The sequence below is a fragment of the Stenotrophomonas sp. 80084_Sma genome (assembly GCF_056481995.1).
This window is the reverse complement of record NZ_CM151177.1, coordinates 4,121,982-4,148,794: the sequence shown is the minus strand read 5'-3', so window position 1 is coordinate 4,148,794 and position 26,813 is coordinate 4,121,982. Positions and strand designations below refer to the sequence as shown.

Annotated in this window: 27 protein-coding genes; 19 read left to right on the top strand and 8 right to left on the bottom strand. The window is 66.4% G+C overall.

Translation table 11 applies throughout. The annotated features are described in order from the left end of the window. Positions 1-77 precede the first annotated feature (77 nt). The 9 genes from ACZK3W_RS19070 to hslU all read left to right on the top strand — a co-directional run bounded on the left by ACZK3W_RS19070 (position 78) and on the right by hslU (position 7,922). Positions 78-2,189: a S9 family peptidase gene (locus tag ACZK3W_RS19070; RefSeq protein ID WP_134951027.1), complete on the top strand. Its 2,112-nt coding sequence runs from the start codon at positions 78-80 to the stop codon at positions 2,187-2,189. Between the two features lie 54 nt (positions 2,190-2,243). Further along, positions 2,244-2,669 carry a YbaN family protein gene (locus ACZK3W_RS19065; protein WP_180838451.1) on the top strand — a complete coding sequence of 142 codons (426 nt, stop codon included), beginning with the start codon at positions 2,244-2,246 and terminating at the stop codon, positions 2,667-2,669. Between the two features lie 82 nt (positions 2,670-2,751). After that, positions 2,752-3,024, top strand: a complete 273-nt coding sequence (gene lptM, locus ACZK3W_RS19060) for an LPS translocon maturation chaperone LptM (protein ID WP_049399234.1) — start codon at positions 2,752-2,754, stop codon at positions 3,022-3,024. Next, positions 3,017-3,868 (top strand): diaminopimelate epimerase, encoded by an 852-nt coding sequence (gene dapF, locus ACZK3W_RS19055; RefSeq protein WP_478450187.1) that lies wholly within the window; start codon positions 3,017-3,019, stop codon positions 3,866-3,868. Before lptM ends, dapF begins: the two co-directional genes overlap by 8 nt. Further along, positions 3,865-4,539, top strand: a complete 675-nt coding sequence (locus ACZK3W_RS19050) for a DUF484 family protein (RefSeq protein ID WP_032129013.1) — start codon at positions 3,865-3,867, stop codon at positions 4,537-4,539. The genes dapF and ACZK3W_RS19050 overlap by 4 nt, the downstream gene beginning before the upstream one ends. Before the next feature lie 13 nt (positions 4,540-4,552). Then, positions 4,553-5,443: a tyrosine recombinase XerC gene (gene xerC / locus ACZK3W_RS19045; protein ID WP_478450186.1), complete on the top strand. Its 891-nt coding sequence runs from the start codon at positions 4,553-4,555 to the stop codon at positions 5,441-5,443. A gap of 77 nt (positions 5,444-5,520) precedes the next feature. Next, positions 5,521-5,721: a DUF3079 domain-containing protein gene (locus tag ACZK3W_RS19040; RefSeq protein ID WP_032129030.1), complete on the top strand. Its 201-nt coding sequence runs from the start codon at positions 5,521-5,523 to the stop codon at positions 5,719-5,721. Positions 5,722-5,894: 173 nt separating this feature from the next. Continuing rightward, complete coding sequence (gene hslV, locus ACZK3W_RS19035) at positions 5,895-6,446, top strand: ATP-dependent protease subunit HslV (protein WP_005411093.1); 552 nt, start codon at positions 5,895-5,897, stop codon at positions 6,444-6,446. Positions 6,447-6,548: 102 nt separating this feature from the next. Then, positions 6,549-7,922, top strand: a complete 1,374-nt coding sequence (gene hslU, locus ACZK3W_RS19030) for an ATP-dependent protease ATPase subunit HslU (RefSeq protein WP_014038532.1) — start codon at positions 6,549-6,551, stop codon at positions 7,920-7,922. A 54-nt stretch (positions 7,923-7,976) separates the two neighbouring features. Here hslU and ACZK3W_RS19025 read toward each other — a convergent pair whose 3' ends face one another. Genes ACZK3W_RS19025 through smeT form a run of 3 tightly spaced genes read right to left on the bottom strand, consistent with a single transcriptional unit; the run spans position 7,977 to position 10,170 of the window. Next, positions 7,977-8,969 (bottom strand): Gfo/Idh/MocA family protein, encoded by a 993-nt coding sequence (locus ACZK3W_RS19025; RefSeq protein WP_478450185.1) that lies wholly within the window; start codon positions 8,967-8,969, stop codon positions 7,977-7,979. Between the two features lie 35 nt (positions 8,970-9,004). Beyond that, on the bottom strand, positions 9,005-9,514 hold the full coding sequence (locus tag ACZK3W_RS19020; protein WP_049399243.1) for a MepB family protein: 510 nt from the start codon (positions 9,512-9,514) through the stop codon (positions 9,005-9,007). Further along, positions 9,511-10,170 carry an efflux transporter SmeDEF transcriptional repressor SmeT gene (smeT, locus tag ACZK3W_RS19015; RefSeq protein ID WP_032129009.1) on the bottom strand — a complete coding sequence of 220 codons (660 nt, stop codon included), beginning with the start codon at positions 10,168-10,170 and terminating at the stop codon, positions 9,511-9,513. Before smeT ends, ACZK3W_RS19020 begins: the two co-directional genes overlap by 4 nt. Positions 10,171-10,397: 227 nt before the next feature. Between smeT and smeD the strand changes: the two genes are divergently transcribed. The 3 genes from smeD to smeF all read left to right on the top strand — a co-directional run bounded on the left by smeD (position 10,398) and on the right by smeF (position 16,228). Then, complete coding sequence (smeD, locus tag ACZK3W_RS19010) at positions 10,398-11,582, top strand: multidrug efflux RND transporter periplasmic adaptor subunit SmeD (protein ID WP_032129008.1); 1,185 nt, start codon at positions 10,398-10,400, stop codon at positions 11,580-11,582. A 12-nt stretch (positions 11,583-11,594) separates the two neighbouring features. Continuing rightward, complete coding sequence (gene smeE / locus ACZK3W_RS19005) at positions 11,595-14,717, top strand: multidrug efflux RND transporter permease subunit SmeE (protein ID WP_049399247.1); 3,123 nt, start codon at positions 11,595-11,597, stop codon at positions 14,715-14,717. Positions 14,718-14,827: 110 nt separating this feature from the next. Beyond that, positions 14,828-16,228, top strand: a complete 1,401-nt coding sequence (gene smeF / locus ACZK3W_RS19000) for a multidrug efflux RND transporter outer membrane subunit SmeF (RefSeq protein WP_478450184.1) — start codon at positions 14,828-14,830, stop codon at positions 16,226-16,228. Between the two features lie 142 nt (positions 16,229-16,370). Here the strand turns inward: smeF and ACZK3W_RS18995 are convergent, their stop codons facing one another. The 4 genes from ACZK3W_RS18995 to ACZK3W_RS18980 all read right to left on the bottom strand — a co-directional run bounded on the left by ACZK3W_RS18995 (position 16,371) and on the right by ACZK3W_RS18980 (position 18,169). Next, positions 16,371-16,793 carry a low affinity iron permease family protein gene (locus ACZK3W_RS18995; RefSeq protein WP_032129005.1) on the bottom strand — a complete coding sequence of 141 codons (423 nt, stop codon included), beginning with the start codon at positions 16,791-16,793 and terminating at the stop codon, positions 16,371-16,373. A gap of 62 nt (positions 16,794-16,855) precedes the next feature. Further along, entirely contained in the window at positions 16,856-17,182 is a 327-nt protein-coding gene (locus ACZK3W_RS18990; RefSeq protein WP_014038526.1) for a hypothetical protein, read from the bottom strand. A gap of 75 nt (positions 17,183-17,257) precedes the next feature. Continuing rightward, positions 17,258-17,518 (bottom strand): hypothetical protein, encoded by a 261-nt coding sequence (locus tag ACZK3W_RS18985; RefSeq protein ID WP_329894140.1) that lies wholly within the window; start codon positions 17,516-17,518, stop codon positions 17,258-17,260. A gap of 198 nt (positions 17,519-17,716) precedes the next feature. Continuing rightward, positions 17,717-18,169, bottom strand: coding sequence for a nucleoside deaminase (locus ACZK3W_RS18980; protein ID WP_125893443.1), 453 nt, complete (start codon positions 18,167-18,169; stop codon positions 17,717-17,719). Between the two features lie 80 nt (positions 18,170-18,249). Here ACZK3W_RS18980 and ubiE point away from each other — a divergent pair, with 80 nt between their 5' ends. From ubiE to ACZK3W_RS18960, 4 genes are all read left to right on the top strand, one after another. Beyond that, positions 18,250-19,011 (top strand): bifunctional demethylmenaquinone methyltransferase/2-methoxy-6-polyprenyl-1,4-benzoquinol methylase UbiE, encoded by a 762-nt coding sequence (ubiE, locus tag ACZK3W_RS18975; protein WP_005411082.1) that lies wholly within the window; start codon positions 18,250-18,252, stop codon positions 19,009-19,011. A gap of 223 nt (positions 19,012-19,234) precedes the next feature. After that, a complete protein-coding gene (locus tag ACZK3W_RS18970; protein WP_125893445.1) occupies positions 19,235-21,163 on the top strand; it encodes a M1 family metallopeptidase in 1,929 nt (642 codons plus the stop codon). A gap of 123 nt (positions 21,164-21,286) precedes the next feature. Then, entirely contained in the window at positions 21,287-22,018 is a 732-nt protein-coding gene (locus ACZK3W_RS18965; protein WP_019337678.1) for a hypothetical protein, read from the top strand. Continuing rightward, positions 22,018-22,641: an HAD family hydrolase gene (locus ACZK3W_RS18960; protein ID WP_125893461.1), complete on the top strand. Its 624-nt coding sequence runs from the start codon at positions 22,018-22,020 to the stop codon at positions 22,639-22,641. Before ACZK3W_RS18965 ends, ACZK3W_RS18960 begins: the two co-directional genes overlap by 1 nt. A 137-nt stretch (positions 22,642-22,778) precedes the next feature. On the opposite strand, the gene ACZK3W_RS18955 is transcribed toward ACZK3W_RS18960, so the two are convergent. Further along, entirely contained in the window at positions 22,779-23,717 is a 939-nt protein-coding gene (locus tag ACZK3W_RS18955; RefSeq protein ID WP_049463230.1) for a carbohydrate kinase family protein, read from the bottom strand. A 283-nt stretch (positions 23,718-24,000) separates the two neighbouring features. Here ACZK3W_RS18955 and ACZK3W_RS18950 point away from each other — a divergent pair, with 283 nt between their 5' ends. From ACZK3W_RS18950 to mreD, 3 genes are all read left to right on the top strand, one after another. Then, positions 24,001-25,047, top strand: coding sequence for a rod shape-determining protein (locus ACZK3W_RS18950; protein ID WP_005419402.1), 1,047 nt, complete (start codon positions 24,001-24,003; stop codon positions 25,045-25,047). 121 nt (positions 25,048-25,168) lie between these two features. Then, a complete protein-coding gene (gene mreC / locus ACZK3W_RS18945; RefSeq protein WP_125893447.1) occupies positions 25,169-26,329 on the top strand; it encodes a rod shape-determining protein MreC in 1,161 nt (386 codons plus the stop codon). Further along, positions 26,326-26,811, top strand: coding sequence for a rod shape-determining protein MreD (gene mreD / locus ACZK3W_RS18940; protein WP_032130319.1), 486 nt, complete (start codon positions 26,326-26,328; stop codon positions 26,809-26,811). Before mreC ends, mreD begins: the two co-directional genes overlap by 4 nt. Positions 26,812-26,813 lie beyond the last annotated feature (2 nt).

Sequence of the window (26,813 nt, the reverse complement as noted above, 5' to 3'; positions counted from 1 at the left end):
GGTTGCCCGCAACCCTCCTGCAACCCAGACTCGAGCACAAGGACGCCATTGCATTGCGGCTCAAGGAGCCTTATCTCATGAAATCCACCCTCTGCCTGTTGCTTGCCAGCCTGATGACCACCACTGCCACCGCCGCCACGCCGCCCGTTCCGCCGGATGCCGCCAAGCATCCGCATGTGGTCAAGGCGCCGTTCGGCGCGACCCGCAACGACGACTATTACTGGCTGCGCGACGACAAGCGCGAGAACAAGGACATGCTGGCCTACCTGCAGGCCGAGAATGCCTACGCCGACCAGTTGCTGGCGCCGCTGAAGCCGCTGGAAGACACCCTGTACAAGGAGATCGTCGGCCGCATCAAGCAGGACGATTCCAGTGTGCCGGCGCGCGAGCGCGGCTACTGGTACTACAGCCGCTTCGAGACCGGCCAGGACTACCCGATCCACGCACGCCGCAAGGGCAGCATGGATGCCGCCGAGGAAATCCTGCTGGACGTCAACACGATGGCCGCCGGCAAGGGCTACTTCAGCGTCGGCTCGATGGAAGTCAGCCAGGACAACCAGCTGCTGGCCTGGGCCGATGACGATGTCGGTCGCCGCCAGTACACCATCCGCTTCAAGGACCTGGCTACCGGCAAGGTGCTGCCCGATGTGATCACCGGCAGCTCCGGCGACCTGGTCTGGGCCGACGACAACCGCACCGTGCTGTATGTCGAGAACGATCCGGAAACGCTGCTGACCGTACGCGTGAAGAAGCACGTGCTGGGCACCCCGGCCAGTGCCGACACCGTCGTCTACGAAGAGAAGGACGACAGCTTCTACATGGGCATCGGCCGCACCCGCGACGATCGCTTCATCACCATCGGCGTGCACAGCACTGTGTCCTCGGAAGAGCGCTACGCGCCGGCCAGCGACCCGACCACGTTCACCGTACTGGCGCCGCGCCAGCGCGATGTGGAGTACGACGCTGACCACTACGACGGCCGCTGGGTGATCCGCACCAACGACGGTGCGAAGAACTTCAAGCTGGTCACCGCACCGACCGATGCGACCTCGCGCGCACAGTGGAAGGACTGGATCGCGCATGACGATGCGGTTTTCATCGAAGGCTTCGAGCTGTTCGATGCGTACACCGCCATCGCCGAACGTTCCGAGGGCCTGGAACGCATCCGCCTGCTGTTCAAGGATGGCCGCAGCGACTACGTGAAGGCCGATGAGCCGGCGTACTCGATGGGCCTGGGCGACAACACCGAGGCCGATACGCCGTGGCTGCGCTACGTCTACACCTCGATGACCACCCCCACCACCGTGTTCGAGCTGAACACCGCCACCGGCGAGCGTCGCCAGCTGAAGGTGCAGCCGGTGATCGGCTATGACGCGTCGAAGTACGAAACCGATCGTGTCTGGATCACCGCACGCGATGGCGTGAAGGTGCCGGTGTCGCTGGTCTACCGCAAGGGCTACCAGAAGGACGGCAAGGGCGCGCTGTTCCAGTACGCCTATGGCAGCTACGGCATGTCGATGGATCCGTACTTCAACCAGACCGCGGTGAGCCTGCTCGATCGTGGCGTGGTGTATGCCATCGCCCATATCCGTGGCGGCCAGGAGATGGGCCGCGACTGGTACGAGAACGGCAAACTGCTGCACAAGCAGAACACCTTCAACGACTTCATCGACGTCACCCGCGGCCTGGTCGCACAGGGCTGGGCGGCGAAGGATCGCGTCGCCGCGTCCGGCGGCAGCGCCGGTGGCCTGCTGATGGGCGCCGTGGCCAACCAGGCGCCGCAGGACTACCGGGTGATGGTGGCGCAGGTACCGTTCGTCGACGTGGTCACCACCATGCTCGACCCGACCATTCCGCTGACCACCAACGAATACGACGAGTGGGGCAACCCCGAGCAGAAGCAGTATTACGACTACATGCTGTCCTACTCGCCCTACGACAACGTGAAGCAGCAGGCGTACCCGGCGCTGTTCGTGGGCACCGGCCTGTGGGATTCGCAGGTGCAGTACTGGGAGCCGGCCAAGTGGGTGGCCAAGCTGCGTGACGACAACACCGGCCATTACCCGATCCTGTTCCGCACCAACATGGAAGCCGGCCACGGCGGCAAGTCGGGGCGCTTCCAGCGCTACCGCGAGCTGTCCGAGTCGTACGCGTTCGTGCTGCAGCAGCTGGGCATCGCCCAGCCGTAATGGTGCAGGGGTGCCGGGCGTTGCCTGGCACCCCGAACCGGTATCCTTGCGGCCATGAGCCAGTCCGACCCCTCCGCACCCCGCGATGCTGCCACGCCACCGCGCGTGGTGCGTTTCCGCTGGGCGTGGTGGCTGCTGGCCTACGTCAGCCTGGGCACCGGTATCGTCGGCATCTTCGTGCCGGGTCTTCCCACCACCGTATTCATCCTGATCTCGGCTTGGGCTGCCTCGCGTGGTTCCGAGCGCCTGCACACCTGGCTGCTGCAGCACCCGCGCTTCGGCCCGGCCATCGCCAACTGGCAGGCACACGGGGCGGTCAGCCGCTACGGCAAGTGGATGGCCACGATCACCATGGCAGTGTGCGCCGGCATCATGCTGTGGTGCGTGCCGATCGCCTGGGTGAAGTGGTTCTCGATCGGCAGCATGACCGTGGTGGCGATCTGGCTGTGGACCCGGCCGCTGCCGCCGCCTGCAGATTGAACGCCTGCGGTGGTGCCGGCCGCTGGCCGGCAACCCGATCCCCTGCACCAACCGCTCAGCCGCCAATGGCTATACTCGGGGCATGAAGATCCCCCATCGAAACGCCATCCTGATTCCGCTGGCAGCGGCCTCGCTGCTGCTCCTCGCCGCCTGCGGCAACAAGGGCCCGCTGGTACTGCCGCAGAAGCCGGTGCCGGTGGAAGAAACCGTCGAACCGGTTGCCGAGCCCGCTACCGAAGCGACCCCGGCGCAGACCGAAGGCAGCGGCACCCCGGCCACGACCGTGGAGCCGGCTGCACCGACCACGCAACCGGCGCCTGCGCCTGCGAAGAAGGTGGGCGGCGGGAATGAGTAAGGCCGGTTCCAAGGCGCTGCGCTTCAGCAAGATGCATGGCGCGGGCAATGATTTCGTAGTGATCGACCTGCGTGACGGCACTGCGCCGCCCACGCCTGAACTGGCCGCGCGCCTGGCCGACCGCCACACCGGCGTCGGCTGCGACCAGATCCTGACCATCGAAGCGCCGCGCGCGGAAGGCTCGGTGGCGTCGTACCGCATCTGGAATGCCGACGGTTCCAACTCCGAGCAGTGCGGCAACGGCGCGCGCTGCATCGCGGCCTGGCTGGTGCGTGAGGGCAGTGCGCAGGGGGATCAGTTCGTCATCGACAGCCCGCTGGCCAGTCATGGGGTGAAGGCCCTGGGCGATGGCCAGTTCGCGGTGACCATGGGCGTGCCTGCGTTCGAGCCGGTCAACGTGCCGCTGGTGGGCTTCGCCCATGCACGCGAGGAGTACCTGCTGCCGTTGCAGGGCGAGAGCATACGCTTCGCCGCGGTGTCGATGGGCAATCCACATGCGGTGATCGAAGTGGGCCTGATCGATGCAGCACCGGTCGAGCGCGTCGGTTCGCTGCTGCAGCAGCATGCCTCGTTCCCGCGCTCGGTGAACGTGGGTTTTGCCCAGGTGATGGACCCGGCGCATGCACGTCTGCGTGTGAATGAACGTGGCGTCGGCGAAACCCTGGCCTGCGGCAGCGGCGCCTGCGCCGCTGCGGTGACCCTGATGCAGCGTGGCCGCCTGCAGCGCGATGCGCGCATCAGCCTGCCCGGGGGTGACCTGCGCATCCAGTGGCCGGGCGATGGCCAGCCGGTGGTGATGGCCGGCCCGACCGCATTCGTCTTCGAAGGGGAGTGGATCGCATGACCGAAACCGTCGACAAGCTCGGGGCCCATGAAGTCGCTGCGTGGTTGCGGCGACATCCCGGCTTCCTCAAGCAGTTCCCGGACCTAGCCCTGACCCTGGTGGTGCCACGCGACGATGGCCCGACCGCGTCGCTGGCCAGCTACCAGCTGGAAGTGCTGCGCGAGAAGAACCGCGAGCTGGCACGACGGTTGGCCGATCTGGGTGCCACCGCCCAGGTCAATGAACGCCTGGCAGTGCGCACGCATCAGCTGACCCTGGCGCTGATGAAGCAGGACAACGCCGCCGACACCCTGCGTGCGATGGCTGCCTCGCTGCAGGAAGATTTCGCCGGCGACCTGGTGCGATTGGTGGTGCACACACCGGTGGCCGGGCTGGAACAGGCCGACTGGCTGCAGGTGATCGCCGCCGATGATGCGCAGCTGGGCCCGTTCCGCGACTGCCTGAAGGACGGCGAGCCGATCTGCGGGCGCCTGCAGCCGGAAAAGAATGCCGTCCTGTACGGCGTGCGCAGCGAAGAAGTGCAGACCACCGCGCTGTTGCCGTTGCCGGGCGTGGGCCTGATTGCTGTGGGCAGCCACGACCCGAACCGCTTCTACCCGGGCATGGGCACGCTGTTCCTGCGCATGATGGGCGATGCGTTGGCCACCGGCCTGAAGCGCTTCCCGGGCTGAGCAGGATACGACGATGAGCGCGGTACAGGCCTTCCTGCAGCATCTGCAGGTAGAGCGGCGGATGTCGGTGCATACGCTCGATGCCTACCGCCGTGACCTGGACGCGTTGTCGGTCTGGGCCGAGCCGCGCGGTGTTGCGGTGGACGCACTCGATGCCGAGGCGCTGCGCCAGTTCGTTGCCGATGAGCACCGCAGAGGCCTGTCGGCCAAGAGCCTGCAGCGCCGCTTGTCGGCGTGCCGCAGCTTCTACGCCTGGCTGTTGAAGCATGGACGCATCGAGGTCAGCCCGGCGGCGACGCTGAAGGCGCCACGCGCACCGCGCCGGTTGCCGCAGGTGCTCGATGCCGACGAAGCCGTGCAGCTGGTCGAGCTGGAACCGGAAGGTGAACTCGGCCGCCGTGATCGCGCGCTGCTGGAACTGTTCTATTCCTCTGGCCTGCGCCTGAGCGAAGTCTGCGCGCTGACCTGGCGGGATCTGGATTTCGACAGCGGCCTGGTCAACGTGCTGGGCAAGGGCAATCGCCAGCGCCGGGTACCGTTCGGCCGGCCGGCACGCGAAGCGCTGCAGGCGTGGCGTGCGGAAAGTGGCGGCGGCCCGGCCTCACCGGTGTTTCCCGGTCGCAACGGGCCGATCAGCCAGCGTGCGGTGCAGATCCGCATCCGCCAGCTGGCGCAGCGCCAGGGCCTGTTCAAGCACGTGCATCCGCACATGCTGCGGCACAGTTTTGCCAGCCATATCCTGGAATCGTCCGGCGACCTGCGCGGTGTGCAGGAACTGCTTGGCCATGCCGACATCGCAACCACCCAGATCTACACCCACCTTGATTTCCAGCACCTGGCCAAGGTCTACGACGCCGCGCATCCACGTGCGAAGCGTCGCAGCAAGGACGACAAGGCTGAATAGACCGTCCTTGATCTGGATCAGGGCAGGGCGGGCGCTACCGGCGCATCGTGGCCGCAGGCCACGAGGACACCGCCACCATGGCGAAGCCCATACCGTTGCATCCCAAACACCCCGAGCGCATCTGCTGGGGCTGCGACCGCTACTGCGCGGCTGACGCCCTGGCCTGCGGCAATGGCTCCGGCCGCACCCAGCATCCGATCGAGACGCAGGGTGAAGACTGGTACCTCGCCTGGGGCATCGAGCCGAATCCGGATCGGCCGTCGCAGGCAAAACGCTGAACGGCAGGTGTTCCACGTTCGGGCGGTGGGATCCGCGCGCATTGCGATGCGCTCGTCAGAAAGACGCCCTCCTGTCGATGGGGCGCGGCCAAGCGCTGAACGGCAGCCATCCGCACAGGCTTGATCGCACCCGGCGCTGTCCCCATGTCCCGGGAACAGCTATCGGAGGCCGCATGGACCCCAGTCAGAATCCCAACGTTTTCCACGCCACCACCATCGTCTGCGTCCGTCGCGGCGAGCACGTGGCCATTGCCGGCGACGGCCAGGTCACGCTGGGCCACACCGTGATGAAGGGCAATGCACGCAAGGTGCGCCGTCTCGGCCGAGACGGCCAGGTGCTGGCCGGCTTCGCCGGTGCCGCCGCCGATGCCTTCACCCTGTTCGAGCTGTTCGAGGCCAAGCTGGAAAAGCACGGCCAGCTGCAGCGCGCTGCGGTCGAGCTGGCCAAGGATTGGCGCACCGAGCGCCGTCTGGGCAAGCTCGAAGCCCTGCTGGCGGTGGCCGACAAGGAAACCTCGCTGATCATCAGCGGCACCGGTGATGTGATCGAGCCGGAGGACGGCATCATCGCCATCGGTTCGGGCGGTTCGTATGCACTGTCGGCCGCGCGCGCGCTGATGGCGCACACCGAACTGGATGCGCGCACCATTGCCAGCGAAGCGATCGGCATTGCCGGCGACATCTGCATCTACACCAACCGCAACGTGGTGGTCGAGGAGCTGTGAGGGTCGTGCCGGCCGCTGGCCGGCAACCTCATGATCCCCGCACGCGTGCCTGGTTGCCGGCCAGTGGCCGGCACTACCGACAATGAATCCGTGAGCACATCCATGTCGAAGATCGAAGTTTCCTCCGCCACCATGACCCCGCGCGAGATCGTGCAGGAACTGGACCGGCATATCGTGGGCCAGCACGACGCCAAGCGCGCCGTGGCCATTGCCCTGCGCAACCGCTGGCGCCGCATGCAGCTGGTGCCCGAGCTGCGCAATGAAGTGATGCCGAAGAACATCCTGATGATCGGCCCGACCGGCGTCGGCAAGACCGAGATCGCGCGTCGACTGGCCACGCTGGCCAACGCGCCGTTCGTCAAGGTTGAAGCCACCCGCTTCACCGAAGTCGGCTACGTCGGCAAGGACGTTGAGCAGATCATCCGCGACCTGGCCGATACCGCGGTCAAGCTGTACCGCGAACAGGCCAAGGTGCGCGTGCGTACCCAGGCCGAAGAACGCGCCGAAGACCGCATCCTCGATGCGCTGCTGCCGCGCCGAAGCGGTGGCATCGGCTTCGATCCGGAAGTCGCCCGCAACGAACCGTCGGCGCAGGACAACGAGACCCGCATCAAGTTCCGCAAGATGCTGCGCAACGGTGAGCTGGACGAGCGCGAGATCGAGCTCGACCTGGCTGCCAACGTCAGCATGGACATCATGACCCCGCCGGGCATGGAGGAAATGGGCCAGCAGCTGAAGTCGATGTTCGCCAACCTCGGCGGCGGCGCCAAGGCGCACAAGCGCACGCTGACCATCAAGGCCGCGCGTCCGCTGCTGATCGAGGAAGAAGCCGGCAAGCTGGTCAACGAGGACGACATCCGCACTGCCGCGATCGAGGCCTGCGAGCAGCACGGCATCGTCTTCATCGACGAGATCGACAAGGTTGCCAAGCGTGGTGACAACGTGGGTGGTGGCGACGTCTCGCGCGAAGGCGTGCAGCGCGACCTGCTGCCGCTGGTGGAAGGCTCCAACGTGTCGACCAAGTACGGCACGATCAAGACCGACCACATCCTGTTCATTGCTTCGGGCGCGTTCCACCTGGCCAAGCCCAGCGATCTGATTCCGGAGCTGCAGGGCCGCTTCCCGATCCGCGTGGAGCTGGGTGCGCTGAGCAAGGGTGATTTCGTGCGTATCCTGACCGAGCCGAAGGCCGCGCTGACCAAGCAGTACGAAGCGCTGCTGGCCACCGAAGGCGTCAAGGTCAGCTTCACTGCCGATGCTATTGATCGTCTGGCCGAGATCGCCTTCCAGGTGAACGAGCGCCAGGAGAACATCGGTGCCCGTCGCCTGCACACCGTACTGGAGCGCCTGTTGGATTCGCTCAGCTACGAGGCACCGGACCGCGACGGCGAAACCCTGGCCATCGACAGCGCTTACGTCGATGCGCACCTGGGTGAGCTGGTGCAGGACCCGGACCTGAGCCGCTACATCCTGTAACGCCCGACGCTGCAAAGCATGAGGCCGCCGAAAGGCGGCCTTCTGCTTTGGCAGTCAGCGCGAGTGCCGTGTGCGGTAGGCCTGCAGCACCTGGTCGATCACCGCGCTGGTGCGGGCGGCGCTGATGCCGTTCGATGGCGAGTGGCCGTTGCCGCGCAGCTCATCCACCAGAGTGGCGATCAACGGCTGCTGGATCGACGGCGGGTTCGGGATGTCGAACGCCTGCACGCCGGCCTCGGTCTCCAGAACCACCGGGACGTCCTCGAAGGTGGCAAAGCGCAGTTGTCCGCGATCGCCGGTGATTTCGATTTCATCCTGGCGGCGGAACGCGCAGAAACTCCATTGCGCGATGCCGTGCGCCCCCGTCCCGGTGCGGAAGCACATCGAGACGCTGTCCTCGGCGGCATACGCGCCTGCCTGCGAACTGGCCAGGCCACGCACATCGGTCAAAGGCCCGAGCAGATGATCGAGCAGGTCCAGGGTGTGCGAGCCCAGATCGACGAACAGGCCGCCGCCGGAGATTGCTGGATTGGTCCGCCAGAAGTCCGGCGATGCAGCGTTCGCCGAATGTGGCCGGTGCAGGGTGGCGCGCACGCTGCGCGGCGTGCCGATCGTGCCGCTGTCCAGCAGCTGCTTCACCTGCGCGAAGCGGGGCAGGGCGCGGCGGTAATAGGCCACGAACACCGGCACGCCACTGCGCGCGCTGGCCTCCAGCACGCGTTCGCATTCCGCGTGATCCATGGCCATCGGCTTTTCTATGTAGACCGGCTTGCCCGCGGCAATCGCCTGCAACGCGTAGTGCATGTGCGTGGAGGGCGGCGTCGCAACGTAGATCGCGTTCACTTCCGGGTCGGCGATGAGTGCATCGGCGTCCGCGTACCAGCGGGGAATCGCATGGCGCCGCGCATAATCCTCGGCCAACGCCGCATTGCGGCGCATGACCGCCGCCACCCGTGAGCCCGGCGTGTTGGCCAGGGCCGGCCCGCTCTTCTTCTCGGTGACGCTGCCGCAGCCGATGAAGCCCCATACCACGTTGTCCAGGATCATCACGATGCGTCCAGAAAAGGGAAGGTCCGCCGGGTTCAACCCAACAGTGAGCGTAATCGATCACCGGCGGAGGCGGAGACATCGGCGCCGGTGGGCAGGAAGCAACGAAGCTGCCACTGCCGGGTCCGGATCGCGTCCTTTGCGGTCGGCGTGCTCCACGGCGGATAGACACGGAGGGCGCGCTTTCCGCCCTCGCCATCGCGCGACATCACGCCGCGCTCGATCAGCAGGTCACGACTGAAGATGAACTGCCCGCGCTGTGTTCCGTCGAAGACCGCGATCACCACGAAGTGCACAGCATCGGCTGCATCCAATGGAGCGATATCAGAACCGGGGGCGGGGCGCTTCCACAGGGTTACGAACTGGCCGGTCTTGGTGGGGGTGATCTTCGCGACGCGGAACACGATGCTGTGACCCTCAAGGGCAAAGCGGCAGGCACCGTACTCTGCGCTTTCCGCTTCCGCCACGATCGGTCCGGTCAACTGCAGCCCTGCGGGCAGGTAGAGATCGTGCAGTGCCGCAGTGGCGGCAGCAATGCCGCTCATGCTTCCGGCAGCGGCTCGGGCACCGTTCCGGGCACGAACACGCCTTCTTTCACGTAGGCGGCCAGGGTCATGTCCAGCGCAAGCATGCCGTCGCGCTTGAGGTCCATCAGTTCCGGTTCGACCATCGCGCCATGCAGTACGCCCAGCACAGTGGCGTGCAGCATGCGCGCGGCGATCTTCGGGTCCGCGCCTTCGCGCAGCTGGCCCAGGTCCTGGGCCCGGCGCAGGGCGCGCTCCATCCGGTCCAGCGCATCGCGGAAGCCGGCCTGCTGCATTTCGGTCAGCACCTTGGTATCGGCCGAGGCGTCGCTGCGCAGCATGATCTCCATGGTCTTGCGCAGGCGTTCGTCCTCGGACAGCTCGATGAACGAGTGGATCATCACTGCGCGCAGGTCGTGCACCGGTGTGTCGCGCTGGTCGGTGGAGGTGCGCTCCAGTTCCTGCATGAAGGGCAGGTGCACCCGTTCGACGATCGCGGCCAGCACCTCGCTCTTGTTCTTGAAGTGCCAGTACACCGCGCCACGGGTATAGCCGGCGCGGGCACCGATCATCTCCAGCGTGGTACGGGCCACGCCGTGTTCATGGAAGCAGGCTTCGGCGGCGTCAAGGATGCCTTCCCGGGTTGCCTGGGTGTCCTCTTTGGTCTTGCGGGCCATGGGTGTGGGTACGAGTGCGGGTGAAACGTGGCTGAATTGTACCGGTTTACAAACAAACAAGCATGTATGTATATTTCGCACCCATCATTCCCGTCGTGTGCGTGGCAGGCCCGTCCGGCTCCCACTCCACCCGGGTGGGCGCTGTTCGCACGGTCTTCACCTTCGCTGGTGGAGGGTCCGCCGTATCAGCGCTGGCTGAGACCCTTTCCTTCAAGAGCCTTTCCGTCATGTTGCTGAGCCGAATCCGACCCTTTGCACTGTCGCTGGCAATCGCCGCGACCGTGGCTGCCTGCGGCGGCCAACCCCAGGCCCCCGAACAGGGCCCGGGTGACGTCACCGTGGTCACGCTGAAGTCCGAGACCGTGGGCCTCACCCGCGAGCTGCCGGGCCGTACCAACGCCTTCCTGGTCGCCGAAGTGCGTCCGCAGGTCAACGGCATCGTCGCCAAGCGTCTGTTCACCGAGGGCGGCATGGTCAAGGCCGGCGAGCCGCTGTACCAGATCGAGGACGCCAGCTACCGCGCACAGGCCAACAGTGCCCGTGCCCAGCTGGCGCGTGCCGAGGCCACCGCCAACGCCGCGCGCCTGAGCGCCAAGCGCATCACCGAGCTGGCCAAGGTTGATGCGGTCAGCCAGCAGGACCTGGAAAACGCGGTGGCCGCGCAGAAGCAGGCCGAGGCCGACGTCGGCGCCGCCAAGGCCTCGCTGGATGCGGCCAACGTCACTCTGGGCTACGCCCGCATCACCGCGCCGATCAGCGGTCGCATCGGCAAGTCCAGCGTCACCCAGGGTGCGCTGGTCAGCGCCGGCCAGGCCAATGCGCTGGCCACCGTGCAGCAGCTGGACCCGATCTATGTCGACCTGACCCAGTCCTCGGCCGAGCTGCTGCAGCTGCGCCGTGAGCTGGCCGCGGGCCGCCTGCAGGACAACCAGACGCTGCCGGTCAGCATCCTGATGGAAGACGGCAGCACCTTCGAGCACAAGGGCACGCTGGAGTTCTCCGAAGTCAGCGTCGACCCGGCCACTGGCAGCTTCGGCCTGCGCGTGAAGGTGGACAATCCGGACGGCCTGCTGATGCCGGGCACGTACGTGCGCGCGGTGATCGGCGGCGGCGTGCGCAGCGATGCAGTGCTGGTGCCGATGGCCGGCATCGCCCGCGATCCGAAGGGTGACACCTCGGCGATGGTGGTCGACAAGGACAACAAGGTCGAAGTGCGCCCGGTCAAGGTCAGCCGCACGGTCGGCGACAAGTGGCTGGTCGAGGACGGTCTGAAGGCCGGCGACAAGGTGATTGTCGAAGGCCTGCAGAAGATCGGCCCCGGCATGCCGGTCAAGGCCACCGAGAAGGGCGCTGCTCCGGCCAAGCCGGCAGCGGCCGCCCAGCCTGCCGCTCCGGCCGGCGACGCGAAGTAAGCGGAGAACCCCATGGCACGCTTTTTCATCGATCGACCCATCTTTGCATGGGTGATCGCCATCATCATCATGCTCGCCGGCGGCCTGGCCCTGTTCAAGCTGCCGGTCTCGATGTACCCCAACGTCGCACCGCCGGCGGTGGAAATCAGCGCCACCTACCCGGGTGCATCGGCCAAGGTGGTCGAGGACTCGGTGACGCAGATCATCGAGCAGAACATGAAGGGCCTTGATGGCCTGATCTATTTCTCCTCCAACAGCTCATCCAACGGCCAGGCCACCATCACCCTGACCTTCGAGAGCGGCACCAACCCGGACATCGCCCAGGTGCAGGTGCAGAACAAGCTGCAGCTGGCCATGCCGCTGCTGCCGCAGGAAGTGCAGCGGCAGGGCATCAACGTGGCCAAGTCCAGCTCGGGCTTCCTGAACGTCATCGCGTTCGTGTCCGAGAACGGCAGCATGGACGCCAACGACATCGCCGACTACGTCGGTTCCAATGTCGTCGACCGTCTGAGCCGCGTGCCGGGCGTGGGCAACATCCAGGTGTTCGGTGGCAAGTACGCCATGCGTATCTGGCTGGACCCGAACAAGCTGCACACCTACGGCCTGTCGGTTGCGGAAGTGACCGCAGCAGTCAAGGCACAGAACGCCCAGGTGGCCATCGGCCAGCTCGGCGGCGCGCCGTCGATCAAGGGCCAGCAGCTCAACGCCACCATCAATGCGCAGTCGCGCCTGCAGACCCCGGAACAGTTCCGCAACATCATCGTGCGCGGTGCGCAGGACGGTGCCGAGCTGCGCCTGGGCGATGTCGCCCGTGTCGAACTGGGTGCAGAGTCCTACGACTTCGTCACCCGCTACAACGGCCAGCCGGCCAGCGGCCTGGCGGTCACCCTGGCCACCGGCGCCAACGCGCTGGATACCGCGGCCGGCGTGGATGCCGCGCTGCAGGACATGAAGAGCTTCTTCCCGGCCGGCCTGAAGGCCGAGATCCCGTACGACACCACCCCGTTCGTGCGCGTGTCGATCAAGGGCGTGGTGCAGACCCTGATCGAGGCGATCGTGCTGGTGTTCGTGGTGATGTACCTGTTCCTGCAGAACTTCCGCGCCACCCTGATCCCGACCATCGCCGTGCCGGTGGTGCTGCTGGGTACTTTCGGCGTGCTGGCGATGCTGGGCTTCTCGGTGAACATGCTGACCATGTTCGCGATGGTGCTGGCGATCGGCCTGCTGGTGGACGATGCCATCGTGGTGGTGGAGAACGTCGAGCGCATCATGTCCGAGGAAGGACTGTCGCCGCTTGAGGCCACCCGCAAGTCGATGGGCCAGATCACCGGCGCGCTGGTGGGTATCGGCCTGGTGCTGTCGGCGGTGTTCGTGCCGATGGCCTTCATGAGCGGCTCCACCGGCGTGATCTACCGCCAGTTCTCGGCCACGATCGTTTCGGCGATGGCGCTGTCGGTGCTGGTCGCGATCGTGCTGACCCCGGCGCTGTGCGCGACGATGCTCAAGCCGCTGAAGAAGGGTGAGCACCACGTCGCACACAAGGGCTGGTCCGGTCGTTTCTTCAATGGTTTCAACCGCGGCTTCGACCGCACCAGCGAAAGCTACCAGCGCGGTGTGCGCGGCATCATCCACCGTCCGTGGCGCTTCATGGGCATCGTGGCGGCACTGTTCGTGCTGATGGGCGTGCTGTTCGTGCGCCTGCCCAGCTCGTTCCTGCCCAATGAAGACCAGGGCGTGCTGATGGCGCTGGTGCAGGCGCCGGTCGGTGCCACCCAGGAACGTACGCTGGAATCGATCGCGGCACTGGAAAACCACTTCCTGCAGAACGAGAAGGATGCGGTGGACTCGGTGTTCTCGGTGCAGGGCTTCAGCTTCGCCGGTATGGGCCAGAACGCGGGCATGGCATTCGTCAAGCTGAAGGACTGGAGCGAGCGTGACGCCGACAATGGCGTGATGCCGATCACCGGTCGCGCGATGGCGGCACTGGGCCAGATCAAGGATGCCTTCATCTTCGCCTTCCCGCCGCCGGCCATTCCGGAACTGGGTACCGCGTCGGGCTACACCTTCTTCCTGAAGGACAACAGCGGCCAGGGCCACGAGGCACTGGTGGCCGCGCGCAACCAGCTGCTGGGCCTCGCCGCCGGCAGCAAGAAGCTGGCCAACGTGCGCCCGAACGGCCAGGAAGACACGCCGCAGTTCCGCATCGACATCGATGCAGCCAAGGCGACCTCGCTGGGGCTGTCGATCGACCAGATCAACGGTACCTTGGCCGCCGCATGGGGCAGCTCGTACATCGACGACTTCGTCGATCGTGGCCGCGTCAAGCGTGTGTTCGTGCAGGCCGACCAGCCGTTCCGCATGGTGCCGGAGGACTTCGATCTGTGGTCCGTGAAGAACGACAAGGGCGAGATGGTGCCGTTCAGCGCGTTCGCCACCAAGCACTGGGACTACGGTTCGCCGCGTCTTGAGCGCTACAACGGTGTGTCGGCGATGGAAATCCAGGGCGAACCGGCCCCGGGTGTCGCGTCCGGTGATGCCATGGCCGAGATCGAACAGCTGGCCAAGCAGCTGCCGGCGGGCTTCGGCATCGAGTGGACGGCGATGTCCTACCAGGAACGCCAGGCCGGCTCGCAGACGCCGCTGCTGTACACCCTGTCGCTGATGATCGTGTTCCTGTGCCTGGCCGCGATGTATGAAAGCTGGAGCGTGCCGACCGCGGTGCTGCTGGCGGCCCCGCTGGGTATCCTCGGCGCGGTGCTGGCCAATACCTTCAAGGGGCTGGAACGCGACATCTACTTCCAGGTGGCGATGCTGACCACGGTGGGCCTGACCAGCAAGAATGCGATCCTGATCGTCGAGTTCGCCAAGGAAAACCTGGAGAAGGGGGCCAGCCTGATCGAGTCGATCATGCACGCCGTGCGCGACCGCTTGCGCCCGATCGTGATGACCTCGCTGGCCTTCGGCATGGGCGTGGTGCCGCTGGCAATCTCCACCGGTGCCGGCTCCGGTGCCAAGCAGGCGATCGGCACCGGTGTGCTCGGCGGCATGATCGTCGGCACCGTGCTCGGCGTGTTCTTCGTGCCGCTGTTCTTCGTGGTGGTGCAGCGCGTGTTCAAGCGCAAGTCCACGACGTGACCTGAAACGGTAGTGCCGGCCGCTGGCCGGCACCTACTGCCCGCGTGATGTGAATCCAACGAGGTTGCCGGCCAGCGGCCGGCACTACCTCCTGCCATCCGGCAGTACCGATGGAAGTCATTCCCATGAAAAGTGCATCCCTGTTTGTTTCCATTGCCGCCGCGCTCGCGCTCGCCGGCTGCTCCACCCTGGTGCCGAAGAACACCGCCGTTGCTCCGGCCATTCCGGCGCAGTGGCCGGCCGAGGCCGCGCAGGGCGAGGTGGCCGATGTCTCCGCCGTCGGCTGGCGCGACTTCTTCACCGATGCGCGCCTGCAGCAGGTGATCGACCAGTCGCTGCAGAACAACCGCGACCTGCGCGTGGCCGTACTCAACGTTGAACGCGCGCGCGGCCAGTACCGCGTACAGCGCGCCGACCGTGTGCCCGGCGTGGCCGTCACCGGCCAGATGGACCGCCGTGGTACCGACGCCGGTGTCACCGAGCAGTTCACCGCCGGTGTTGGCGTAGCCGAGTTCGAACTGGATCTGTTCGGCCGCGTGCGCAATCTCAGTGAAGCGGCGCTGCAGCAGTACTTCGCCGTGGCCGCCAACCGCCGCAACGCGCAGCTGAGCCTGGTGGCCGAGACCGCCACGGCGTGGCTGACCTACGGGGCTGATGCGCAGCGGCTGAAGATCGCCGATGCCACGCTGAAGACCTACGAGGATTCGCTGCGCCTGGCCGAGGCCCGCCACGAGCGTGGTGGCAGTTCGGCGCTGGAGCTGACCCAGACCCGTACCCTGGTCGAGACCGCACGTACGGATGCTGCACGTCTGCGTGGCCAGCTGGCCCAGGACCGCAATGCGCTGGCGCTGCTGGCCGGTGGCCAGTTGGATCCGGCACTGCTGCCGGACAGCATCGAACCGCAGCTGCTGGCACTGGCACCGCCGCCGGCCGGCCTGCCCAGCGACGTGTTGCTGCAGCGCCCGGACATCATGGCCGCCGAACACCAGCTGCTGGCGGCCAACGCCAACATCGGTGCGGCACGCGCGGCGTTCTTCCCGAGCATCTCGCTGACCGGCAGCATCGGTAGTGGTTCGAGCGAATTGTCCAACCTGTTCGACAGTGGCACCCGCGTGTGGAGCTTCCTGCCGAAGATCACGCTGCCGATCTTCCAGGGCGGCAAGCTGCGCGCCAATCTGGCCATCGCCAATGCGGACCGTGACATTGCGCTGGCGCAGTACGAGAAGTCGATCCAGGTGGGCTTCCGCGAAACCGCCGATGCGCTGGCGTTGAACGTCAGCCTGGATGAGCAGGTGAGTTCACAGCAGCGCCTGGTGGAAGCGGCCGAACAGGCCAACCGCCTGTCGCAGGCACGCTACGACGCTGGCCTGGACAGCTTCGTGACCCTGCTTGATGCGCGCCGTACCGCCTACAACGCGCAGCAGACCCAGCTGCAGGCGCAGCTGGCCCAGCAGGCCAACCGCATCACCCTGTACAAGGTGCTGGGCGGCGGCTGGCACGAGCGCGGGTAAGCAGTGCTTCTGGTAGGTGCCAACCTTGGTTGGCACGGATGCGTCAGCGCAGGCGGCTGGCCCTGTGCCAACCAAGGTTGGCACCTACCTGGAGATCGAGGGTAATGCCGGCCGCGGGCCGGCATTGTCATTTCAGGAGCTGCTACACCGCTTCATCGTCGCGCCGCGCTGCGTGGCAGGCGCGCACCCGCGCCAGCGCGTCGCCAGCTTCGCGCGCCATCTGCTCGTACTCGCGCCGGATCTCTTCCAGCCGCTCCTCGTCCAGTTCTTCCAGATCCAACAGTTCGTTGTTGGCTTCGGCCGTCGCGCGGATCAGCTCGTCCAGCTTGATCTGCATCGCGGCGGTATCTGCGTTCTGCGTGTGCTGGATCAGGAACACCATCAGGAAGGTGATGATCGTGGTGCCGGTATTGATCACCAGCTGCCAGGTGTCGTTGAAACCGAATACCGGGCCACTGATGCCCCAGATCACCACGATCGCTACCGCGGCCAGGAAGGTCCACGGCGAGCCGGTGGCGGCCGCGGCCTTCTTGGCGATCGTATTGAACAGGTTGCGTGCTTTCATCGTCGTCGTCCCACTCAGGTGACGAGGATGATCGGCAGCGGCTCGTGCAGGGGCTGTGCAGCTCAGGCGCGCAGGCGCGGGGCGTCCTGCAGGCGCACCGGGCTGGTCTGGTAGACGTGCTGCCAGCAACGGTCGACGAATTCGCGGGCCTGGGCTTCGCTCAGGCGCGGCATGATCTGCAGGGCGTACTGGGTCTGGAACATCTCGTCGCGCTGCGCATTGCTGGCGCGCGGCTGGGTGATCAGCGAATCACAGGCGAACTTGATCCACGGCACGTAGGAGCCGAACGAGTTGTGCGGTAGTGCGCCGTCGGCATGCTGGCGGCGCCAGTGGTCAAGCTCGGCGTCAACGTTGATGACCGGGGGAATGGTGGGAACTTCGGCGTGCATGACAATCCAGTTCGGTTGAGTGGAGAGGGAGTGGGGGTTCATCCGAGTGTGGCCGATGGGGCAGTGGAAGCCGCGTCAGCGCGATGTGCAGCTGGCGTTGCGATTGCCTACCAGTTGCGCATGCTCGACCGCGCCGAGGTCTTCGGCCATGTCGGCCATTGCATTGCACAGGCGCTCATGGTCGAGCGGGTGGCCGCGCACCAGTTCCAGCTGCAGGCCCTGGTAGGCAGTCCAGAACAGGGCGCCACGCTGGTGCAGCGCGTACTGCTGCTGCAGGCGCTTGCGGATGGCGTCGAGGATCGGTTCGGGCGTGGGGCGTACGGCGTGCGCGCACATGGCTGGCTCCGCCGGGGAAGGAAGTCCCGGTAACCCCACCCTAGGCGCGGCAGCCGGGTGGGGTGTTACCGCAGCGTGTGCACGCAGCGCAGCTGACTGTGCACAGGTTCACGGCATTGGCCGCAAACGCTGCCAGCACTAGGGCGTGCCGGCACTGAAGCGTTCATTAAGCGGGTTCAACAGCACACTGCGTGGTGATCATTCACCGATGTCTTCGTTCCAGATCTCCGGGTACTGCGCAACGAAGCCGCCCAGCAGGTCCACGCATTCCTGGCTGTCCAGGTCGATCACGTTGACGCCGTTTTCCCGCAGCCAGTCGATGCCGCCCTGGAAGGTGCGCGATTCGCCCACCACTACGGTGCCGATGTTGAACTGGCGCACCAGGCCCGAGCAGTACCAGCACGGCGCCAGGGTGGTGACCATGATGGTGTCCTGGTAGCGGCGCTGGCGGCCGGCCTTGCGGAACGCATCGGTCTCGCCGTGTACCGACGGGTCGCCTTCCTGCACCCGGCGGTTGTGGCCGCAGCCGAGCAGGCGGCCGTCGTTGTGGTACAGCGCCGCGCCGATCGGCACGCCGCCCTCGGCCAGGCCCTGGCGGGCTTCGGCGATGGCGGTCTGCAGCAGGGCCTGGTAGTCGGGCGTGGTGATCATGCGGGGCTCCGGTAAGTCGTGGCCCGCCATGATACGGGCAGGGGTGGCCGCTGGCCCCCGGCGGTGCGATAATCGGGGCCATGAGCGAATCCCCCTACAAAGCCGGTACCACCCATTTCGGGTTCCGCGACGTCGCCGCCAAGGACAAGCAGAAGCTGGTCGGCCAGGTGTTCACCTCGGTCGCGCGCAACTACGACCTGATGAACGACCTGATGAGCCTGGGCGTGCACCGGGCGTGGAAGCGCTACTACGTGGCGACCGCGCAGGTGAAGCCGGGCGACCGTGTGCTCGACCTGGCAGGCGGCACCGGCGATATCGCCGCGCTGCTGAAGGAGCGCGTCGGCGCCGAGGGCTCGGTGGTGCTGGGCGACATCAACGCCGGCATGCTGTCGGTCGGCCGCGACCGCCTGACCAACCGCGGCCTCGTGCTCGGCCTGGACTATGTGCAGTGCAACGCCGAAGCCCTGCCGTTCCCGGACAACAGCTTCGACCTGGTGACCATCGCCTTCGGCCTGCGCAACGTGACCGACAAGGACGCTGGCCTGCGCGAGATGTACCGCGTGCTGAAGGTGGGTGGCCAGGCCCGCGTGCTGGAATTCTCCGAAGTCACCGCCGACTGGTTCAAGCCGATCTACGACTTCCACTCGTTCAAGATCCTGCCCAAGCTGGGCAAGCTGTTCGCCAATGATTCGGACAGCTACCAGTACCTGGCCGAGAGCATCCGCAAGCACCCGCCGCAGGATGAGCTGAAGGCGATGATGGGGCAGGCCGGCTTCGAGCGCTGCCACTACAAGAACCTGACCGGCGGCATCGTCTCGATCCACTCCGGCTACAAGCTGTAGTTCCTGCTCTGGTAGGTACCAACCTTGGTTGGCACACGCCGGCCGCGAGCGATGAAAGATCCGTGCCAACCAAGGTTGGCACCTACCTGTAGAAGCCAACCTTGGTTGGCATGCGCCGGAGGCGCAGGATCGGCCCCGCCCGCCATTACCCCGCACCGCGCAACGCCTGCGGGGCCGGAGGGAGTTACCATTGGGGGTCTGATCCCCGTAACGGTCCCGATTCATGCGTAATCCGCTGATGCTCCTTCCGCTGGCCGTGGCCCTGGCCGCCGGCTGCTCCCAGGAGGCGGCTGCACCCGCCGCCGCCCCGACTGCCGCCAAGGCCCCCGCCGCCCCCGTGAACGCCGAGAACCGCAGCCACGACGAAAGCTCGTACGCCGAGCCGGACAAGGTCGTCATCAAGGACATCGCGCTGGATCTGAAGCTGGACTTCGACCAGAAGCAGATCGGCGGCACCGCCACCTACACCCTGGAATGGAAGCAGAAGGACGCCAAGCAGCTGGTGCTCGACACCCGCGAGCTGACCGTGTCCAAGGTCGAGGCCGTCGCTGCCGATGGCGCGCGCAGCCCGTTGAAGTTCGAGCTGGCCGCCGCTGACAAGGTGTTCGGCAGCAAGCTGACCATCGAAGCCCCGGAACAGCCGGCCAAGGTGGAAGTGACCTACCACACCGCGCCGACCGCCTCGGGCCTGCAGTGGTTGGCACCGTCGATGACCGAGGGTAAGAAGCTGCCCTTCATGTTCAGCCAGTCGCAGGCCATCCACGCCCGTTCCTGGGTGCCGCTGCAGGACACCCCGAGCGTGCGCTTCACCTACAGCGCGCACGTGGTCTCGCGCCCGGACGTGATGGTGCTGATGAGCGCCGACAACGATCCGAAGGCCGCGCGTGACGGTGACTACACCTTCAAGATGCCGCAGCCGATTCCGTCGTACCTGCTGGCCATCGCCGCCGGCGACCTGGTGTTCGAGCCGATCTCCGGCCGCTCCGGCGTCTGGGCCGAGCCGACCATGGTCAACAAGGCCGCCAAGGAGTTCGAAGACACCGAGAAGATGATCGGTGCCGCCGAGAAGCTGTACGGCGAATACCGCTGGGGCCGCTACGACATGCTGGTGCTGCCGCCGTCATTCCCGTTCGGCGGCATGGAGAACCCGCGCCTGACCTTCGCCACCCCGACCGTGATCGTCGGTGACAAGTCGCTGGTCTCGCTGGTCGCCCACGAACTGGCGCACAGCTGGTCGGGCAACCTGGTGACCAACGCCAGCTGGAAGGACATCTGGCTCAATGAAGGCTTCACCACCTACGTCCAGGGCCGCATCACCGAAGCTCTGTACGGCAAGGAGATGGCCGAGATGGAGAAGCAGATCGACCAGACCGACCTGCTGGCCGAAGTGAAGGACATGAGCCCGGCCGACCAGGCGCTGGCGCTGCCGCCGCTGAACGAGCGTGACCCCGACGAAGCCCTCAGCCAGGTCGCCTACGTCAAGGGTTCGTGGTTCCTGGAATTCCTGGAGCAGCGCTTCGGCCGCGAAACCTTCGATCCGTTCCTGCGTGGCTGGTTCGATGACCACGCCTTCCAGAGCGCGAACACCGACCAGTTCGTCGAGTACCTGAAGAAGAACCTGCTGCCGAAGAATCCGTCGGCAGTGACCGAGGCCGAACTGAAGGCATGGCTGGACGAGCCGGGCATCCCGGCGTTCGCGGCCAAGGCGCAGTCGCGCAACTTCAGCAGCGTCGATACCGCGCGCATCGCGTTTGCCAGCGCCGGCACCGTGCCGAGCAGCCAGGTCATCGCCGACTGGAGCACGCAGGAATGGGTGCGCTTCATCGACGGCCTGGGCGCGACCCAGCCGCTGGACAAGCTGGCCACGCTGGACAAGGCGTTCCACTTCACCGGCACCCCGAATGGCGAGATCGCCATGCGCTGGTACCCGCTGGCAATCCGCAGCGGTTACGAGCAGGCCAACGAAGGGGCCGCTGCGTTCATCGAGCGCGTCGGCCGTCGCAAGCTGATCATGCCGATCTACGCTGAACTGGTGAAGACGCCGAAGGGGCTGGAGCTGGCCAAGCAGGCCTTCGAAAAGGCCAAGCCGGGATACCACCCGATCACCACCGGCTCGGTGCAGGACATGCTGTCCAAGGCTGAAGCCAAGTAAGAAAAAGCGCCGGGCACCCCCCGGCGCTTTTTTGTAGAGTCGAGCCATGCTCGACTGCTGTTGAAGCGCCAGTCGAGCATGGCTCGACTCTACAGAAATGCGAAAACACGAAGGACCTCCGCCATGAAACGACTGATCCTGCTCACCGCCTGCACCCTGGCCCTGGCTGCCTGCAGCAACCCCGAGGAAGAGCGCAAGGCGCAGGAAGCCGCCGCAGCCGCCGTGCAGGCACAGAAGGAAGCCAAGGCCGAAGACGTGGCCAAGCAGTACGACATGGCCGTGGCAGCACAGGACTGGGAGCGTGCGCGCCTGCATGGCGCCTCGCTGCTGGACCAGTACAAGGACACCGCCGCCGCCGAGCGCATCGCCGCCGGCTTCGACGAGGTCAAGGCCAAGGGCGATGCTGCGCGCGACCTGCGCCGCATGCAGGCGCTGTGGCAGTACAACCAGATCCCGGTGGGCAACAAGGGCAACCAGGTCTCGGCGCAGATCTACAGCAAGGAACGGGTGGACGTGGATGGCAGCGGTGCCAAGCCGGTGCAGCTGGTGTTCCGCGATCATCCGGAGTGGAAGCGGCATGCCTACCTGGTGCTGCAGGCCGGCGATTTCCGTTGCCCGCAGTGCACGGTGAAAGTAACCGTGGACGACGGCAAGCCGATTTCCATGGCGGCCTGGCGCCCGAAGACCGATGAAGCCATCGCGCTGTTCATCACCGACCAGAAGGCACTGTGGAAGCTGGCGCGCAAGGGCAAGTCGATCAGCATCGAGTTCCCGGTCAAGGCCGGCGGCACGCGTACTGCCGTGTTCGAAACCGGTGGTGTCGACGCCAGCCGCATGCCGCAGTGGTGGCAGTGATGGTTGCGGCGGGCAGCGCAGTGCACGCGTTGTCCGCGATCCGGCACTGGGTGTTCGACATGGACGGCACACTGACGGTGGCCGTGCATGACTTCGCCGCGATCCGCCGCGCGCTGCAGATCGCCGCGGAGGAAGATATCCTCGACCATATCGCAGCGCTGCCGGATGCGCCGGCGCAGGCCAAGCGCGAGTGGCTGCTGGATCACGAACGTGCGCTGGCCGAGGAGGCACTGCCGGCGCCGGGTGCGGTGAAGCTGCTGCGCGCGCTGTCGGCGGCGGGCTGCCGGCTGGGCATCCTGACCCGCAACGATCATGCGCTGGCGAAGCTGACCCTGGACGCGATCGGGGTCGGGGCGTTGTTCGACGATGCCGACATCATCGGCCGCGATGAAGCGGTGCCCAAGCCGTCGCCGGATGGCCTGCAGCAGCACCTGCAGCGTTGGGGCATCGCGGCGGCAGAGGCGGTGATGGTGGGAGACCACGCCTACGACCTGGAGTGCGGCCGCGCCGCGGGCACCCATACCGTGCTTGTCAACCTGCCGGAGAACCCGTGGCCGGGCAGTGCCGACTGGCATTTCGCTGATTGCCGTGCACTGTTGGCCGCCTGGCAGCAGAAGGGGTAGTGCCGGCCGCTGGCCGGCAGTGTCGACCAAGGTCGACACCTACCAGGGCACAGGGTGTCGACCAAGGTCGACACCTACCAGGGCACAGGGTGTCGACCAAGGTCGACACCCACCGAGCGGGTGCGCGGGCAGTTCGTTTACGCGCCCAGCGCGTAACCGAACTGCTGCTTGAACTGCTCGTTGAACTCGTCAAAGGTGAAGCGCTGGTTCTGCGTGCCCGGGTGCTCGACCTTCAGCGCGCCCATCAGGTTGCCCATGCGGCCGATGGTCAGCCAGTCGTAGCCCTTCTGGATGCCGTAGATCAGGCCGGCGCGGAATGCGTCGCCACAGCCGGTCGGGTCGACCACGCGGCGCTCGTGCGCCGGGGGGATGTCGTAGCTCTTTTCCGGGGTGTGGATGACCGCGCCCTTCGGGCCACGGGTGGTGATGTAGGCCTTGACCCGGCTGACGATCTCCTTCTCGTCCCAGCCGGTGCGCTCCTGCAGCAGGTTCGACTCGTAGTCGTTGACCACCACGTAGTCGGCCTGGTCGATGAAGGCGCGCAGCTCCGGGCCGTTGAACAGCGGCATGGCCTGGCCCGGGTCGAAGATGAACGGAATACCGTCTTCGTGGAATTCCTGCGCGTTCTGGATCATGCCTTCGCGGCCGTCCGGGCCGACCAGCCCCAGAGTCACGCCCGGTACGCCACGCACGTGGTTCTCGTAGGAGCGCATCATCGCGCCCGGGTGGAAGGCGGTGATCTGGTTGTTGTCGTGGTCGGTGGTGATGAACGCCTGCGGGGTGAACAGCTCATCAATCACGCGCACGCGCGACAGGTCGATGCCCAGGCCGTCGAAGTATTCGCGGTACGGGCCGAAGTCCGAACCCACGGTGCCCATCGGGATCGGCTGGCCGCCCAGCAGGTGCAGGTTGTAGGCGATGTTGCCGGCGCAGCCGCCGAACTCGCGGCGCATGCGCGGGACCAGGAAGGACACGTTCAGGATGTGCACCTTGTCCGGCAGGATGTGATTCTTGAACTGGTCCGGGAACACCATGATGGTGTCGAAGGCAAGAGAACCACAGATCAGAGCGGACATCGATGTAAGCCTATGCGGTGAATTTTGGGGTGGGCCGGCCCGGTTCGGCGGGCAAGCAAACGGCGCCCTTGGGCGCCCGACGGCGCAAAGGTTACCCGCTGGTGTCGCTCAGGGCCAGAACCGGGTGAGACCCGATCAGGCCGAAAGCCTGTGAAGACGCGGGTTCAGCTAGTTTTTTCCTTGCTCGGCGGCAGGCGGGTTGCTAGGCTTGTCGGCCTCGATTTCTGCCCATTTTTTCGCCATCCCGCGGCGGGCACGACACCCCTCAGGACTCCTTCCTCAGATGTTCAAGAAACTCCGTGGCATGTTCTCCAATGACCTGTCCATCGACCTGGGCACGGCCAACACCCTCATCTACGTGCGCGGGCAGGGGATCGTGCTGAACGAGCCATCGGTCGTGGCCGTGCGTCAGGACCGTGCCATTGGTGGCACCCGCTCGGTGGCAGCCGTAGGCGCCGAAGCCAAGCAGATGCTTGGCCGTACCCCGGGCCACATCACCACCATCCGCCCGATGAAGGACGGCGTCATCGCCGACTTCACCTACACCGAGGCGATGCTCAAGCACTTCATCAAGAAGGTGCACAAGTCGCGCGTGCTGCGCCCGAGCCCGCGCGTGCTGGTCTGCGTGCCGGCCGGCTCGACCCAGGTCGAGCGCCGCGCGATCAAGGAATCGGCCGAGGAAGCCGGTGCCCGTGACGTGTTCCTGATCGAAGAACCGATGGCCGCCGCGATCGGCGCCGGCATGCCGGTTACCGAAGCCCGTGGCTCGATGGTCATCGATATCGGCGGCGGCACCACCGAAGTGGCGGTGATCTCGCTCAACGGCATCGTCTATTCGGCCTCGGTCCGCATCGGCGGCGACCGCTTCGACGAGTCGATCACCAACTACGTGCGCCGCAACCACGGCATGCTGATCGGTGAAGCCACCGCCGAGCGCATCAAGGTCGAGCTGGGCTGTGCCTACCCCCAGGCGGAAGTGATCGAAATGGAAATCTCCGGCCGCAACCTCGCCGAGGGCGTGCCGAAGATGATCAAGATCAGCTCCAACGAGGTGCTTGAAGCCCTGCACGAGCCGCTGTCGGGCATCGTCAGCGCGGTCAAGCTGGCGCTGGAACAGACCCCGCCGGAACTGTGCGCCGACGTCGCCGAGCGCGGCATCGTGCTGACCGGTGGTGGCGCCCTGCTGCGTGACCTGGATCGCCTGATTTCCGAGGAAACCGGCCTGCACGTGCAGGTGGCGGACGATCCGCTGACCTGCGTGGCCCGCGGCGGTGGCCGTGCGCTGGAGCTGGTCGACATGCACGGCAACGAGTTCTTTGCGCCGGAATAAGCCGTCCCGGCTGCCTGCGCCCGCAGCGCCCCTCCGGGGTGCGGCCCACCATGAGGGTAGGCCGGCACCGGCGGGGCGTCCGCGTGTTTCCCTTCCGCCTTCTGCCAGTTGAATCGTTGCCGTGCCGCCCTACGCCGGACCTCCCGTTGCTTCCCGATCCGGTGATGCCGCCAGCCCGCTGCGTCTGCTGGCTTATCTCGCACTGGCCATCACCCTGATCGTGCTTGACGACCAGGCCGGCTGGCTTGCGCAGCTGCGCGGGCAGGCCAACAGCCTGGTGCAGCCGGTATGGGCACTGGCGGGACTGCCGGGCAAGCTCGGCAACCAGGTCAAGGACTCGGCGGCCAGCCACGGCCAGCTGGTCAACGAGAACCGTGAACTGCGCAACCAGCTGCTGCTGGCCAACGCCCGCCTGACCCGCCTGCAGACCGCCGCGCTGGACAACGCCCAGCTGCGCGAACTGCTGAACGTGGCCGAGCGCAGTGGCCTGGACGTGCAGCTGGCGCCGATCCTGGACATCGACCTGGATCCGGTGAAGCAGCGTCTGGTGCTCGACGCCGGCAGCCGCGAAGGCGTGCACGTCGGCCAGGCGGTGATCGATGCCGGCGGTCTGATGGGCCAGGTGATCAGCGTCACTGGCGGTACCTCCACCGTGCTGCTGCTGACCGACCCCGACCATGCCGTGCCGGTGACGGTGGCCCGCAACGGCGTTCGCCTGATCGTCTACGGCCGCGGCGACAAGCTGGAACTGCGCGACATCCCGCTCAGCGCCGGCGTGGAAGTGGGGGATGAGATCGTCACCTCCGGCCTCGGTGGCCGCTTCCCGGCCGGCTTCCCGGTCGGCACCATCACCGGCCTGCGTCCGGACGATACCCATGCCTTCCTGGTCGGCGAACTGAAGCCGGCGGCGCAGCTGGATCGCGGCCGCGACGTGCTGCTGCTGCGCCCGGGTGCAGCAATTCGCTTGCCTGCGGTCAGCGAACTGCCGCCGACTGCACCTTCGGTGCAACCGGCCCCCGCATCCTCCCTTACCCCCGCGCCTTCGGCGCGCCCCCCTCAACAAGAGGGGGGCTCTCCACCCGATGCTGGGTCGGCGACGGTAGTGCCGGCCGCTGACCGGCAACCGACTCCGTCTTCGACGAAGCCGGTTGCCCCCGCATCCTCCCTTGACCCCGCGCCGTCGGCGCGCCCCCTTGAACAACAAGGGGGCTCCACTCCAGCCAGCTCCACGGTAGTGCCGGCCGCTGGCCGGCAACCGACCGCGCCGGAGGCCCAGCGATGAGCCGCCTGCGCGACAACCCGTGGGTGCTGCCTGCCAGCCTGGTGGTGGCGCTGCTGCTGGGCCTGCTGCCGTTGCCGGCGCTGCTGCAGCCGCTGCGCCCGTATTGGCTGGCGCTGGTGCTGGCCTATTGGGTGATTGAAGCGCCTGAGCGTGTCGGCCTGGGCGTCGCTTTCGCCAGTGGCGTGATCGCCGATCTGCTGTACGGCGGTGTACTCGGCGAACAGTCGCTGCGGCTGGTGATGCTGGCCTTCATCCTGCAGCGTTTCCGCGCCCGCATCCGCTTCTTCCCGATGTCCCAGCAGATGCTGGCCATCGGCGGCCTGCTGTTCAACGACCGCATCGTCAGCGCGCTGGTCCACATCGTGGTGGATGAGCCGACCCTGCCGTGGTCGTACTGGTGGGCACCGCTGCTGGGCATGGGCCTGTGGCCGCTGGTATTCGTGCTGCTGGACGCGGTGCGCTTCGGCAAGCGCGGGCGCTGAGC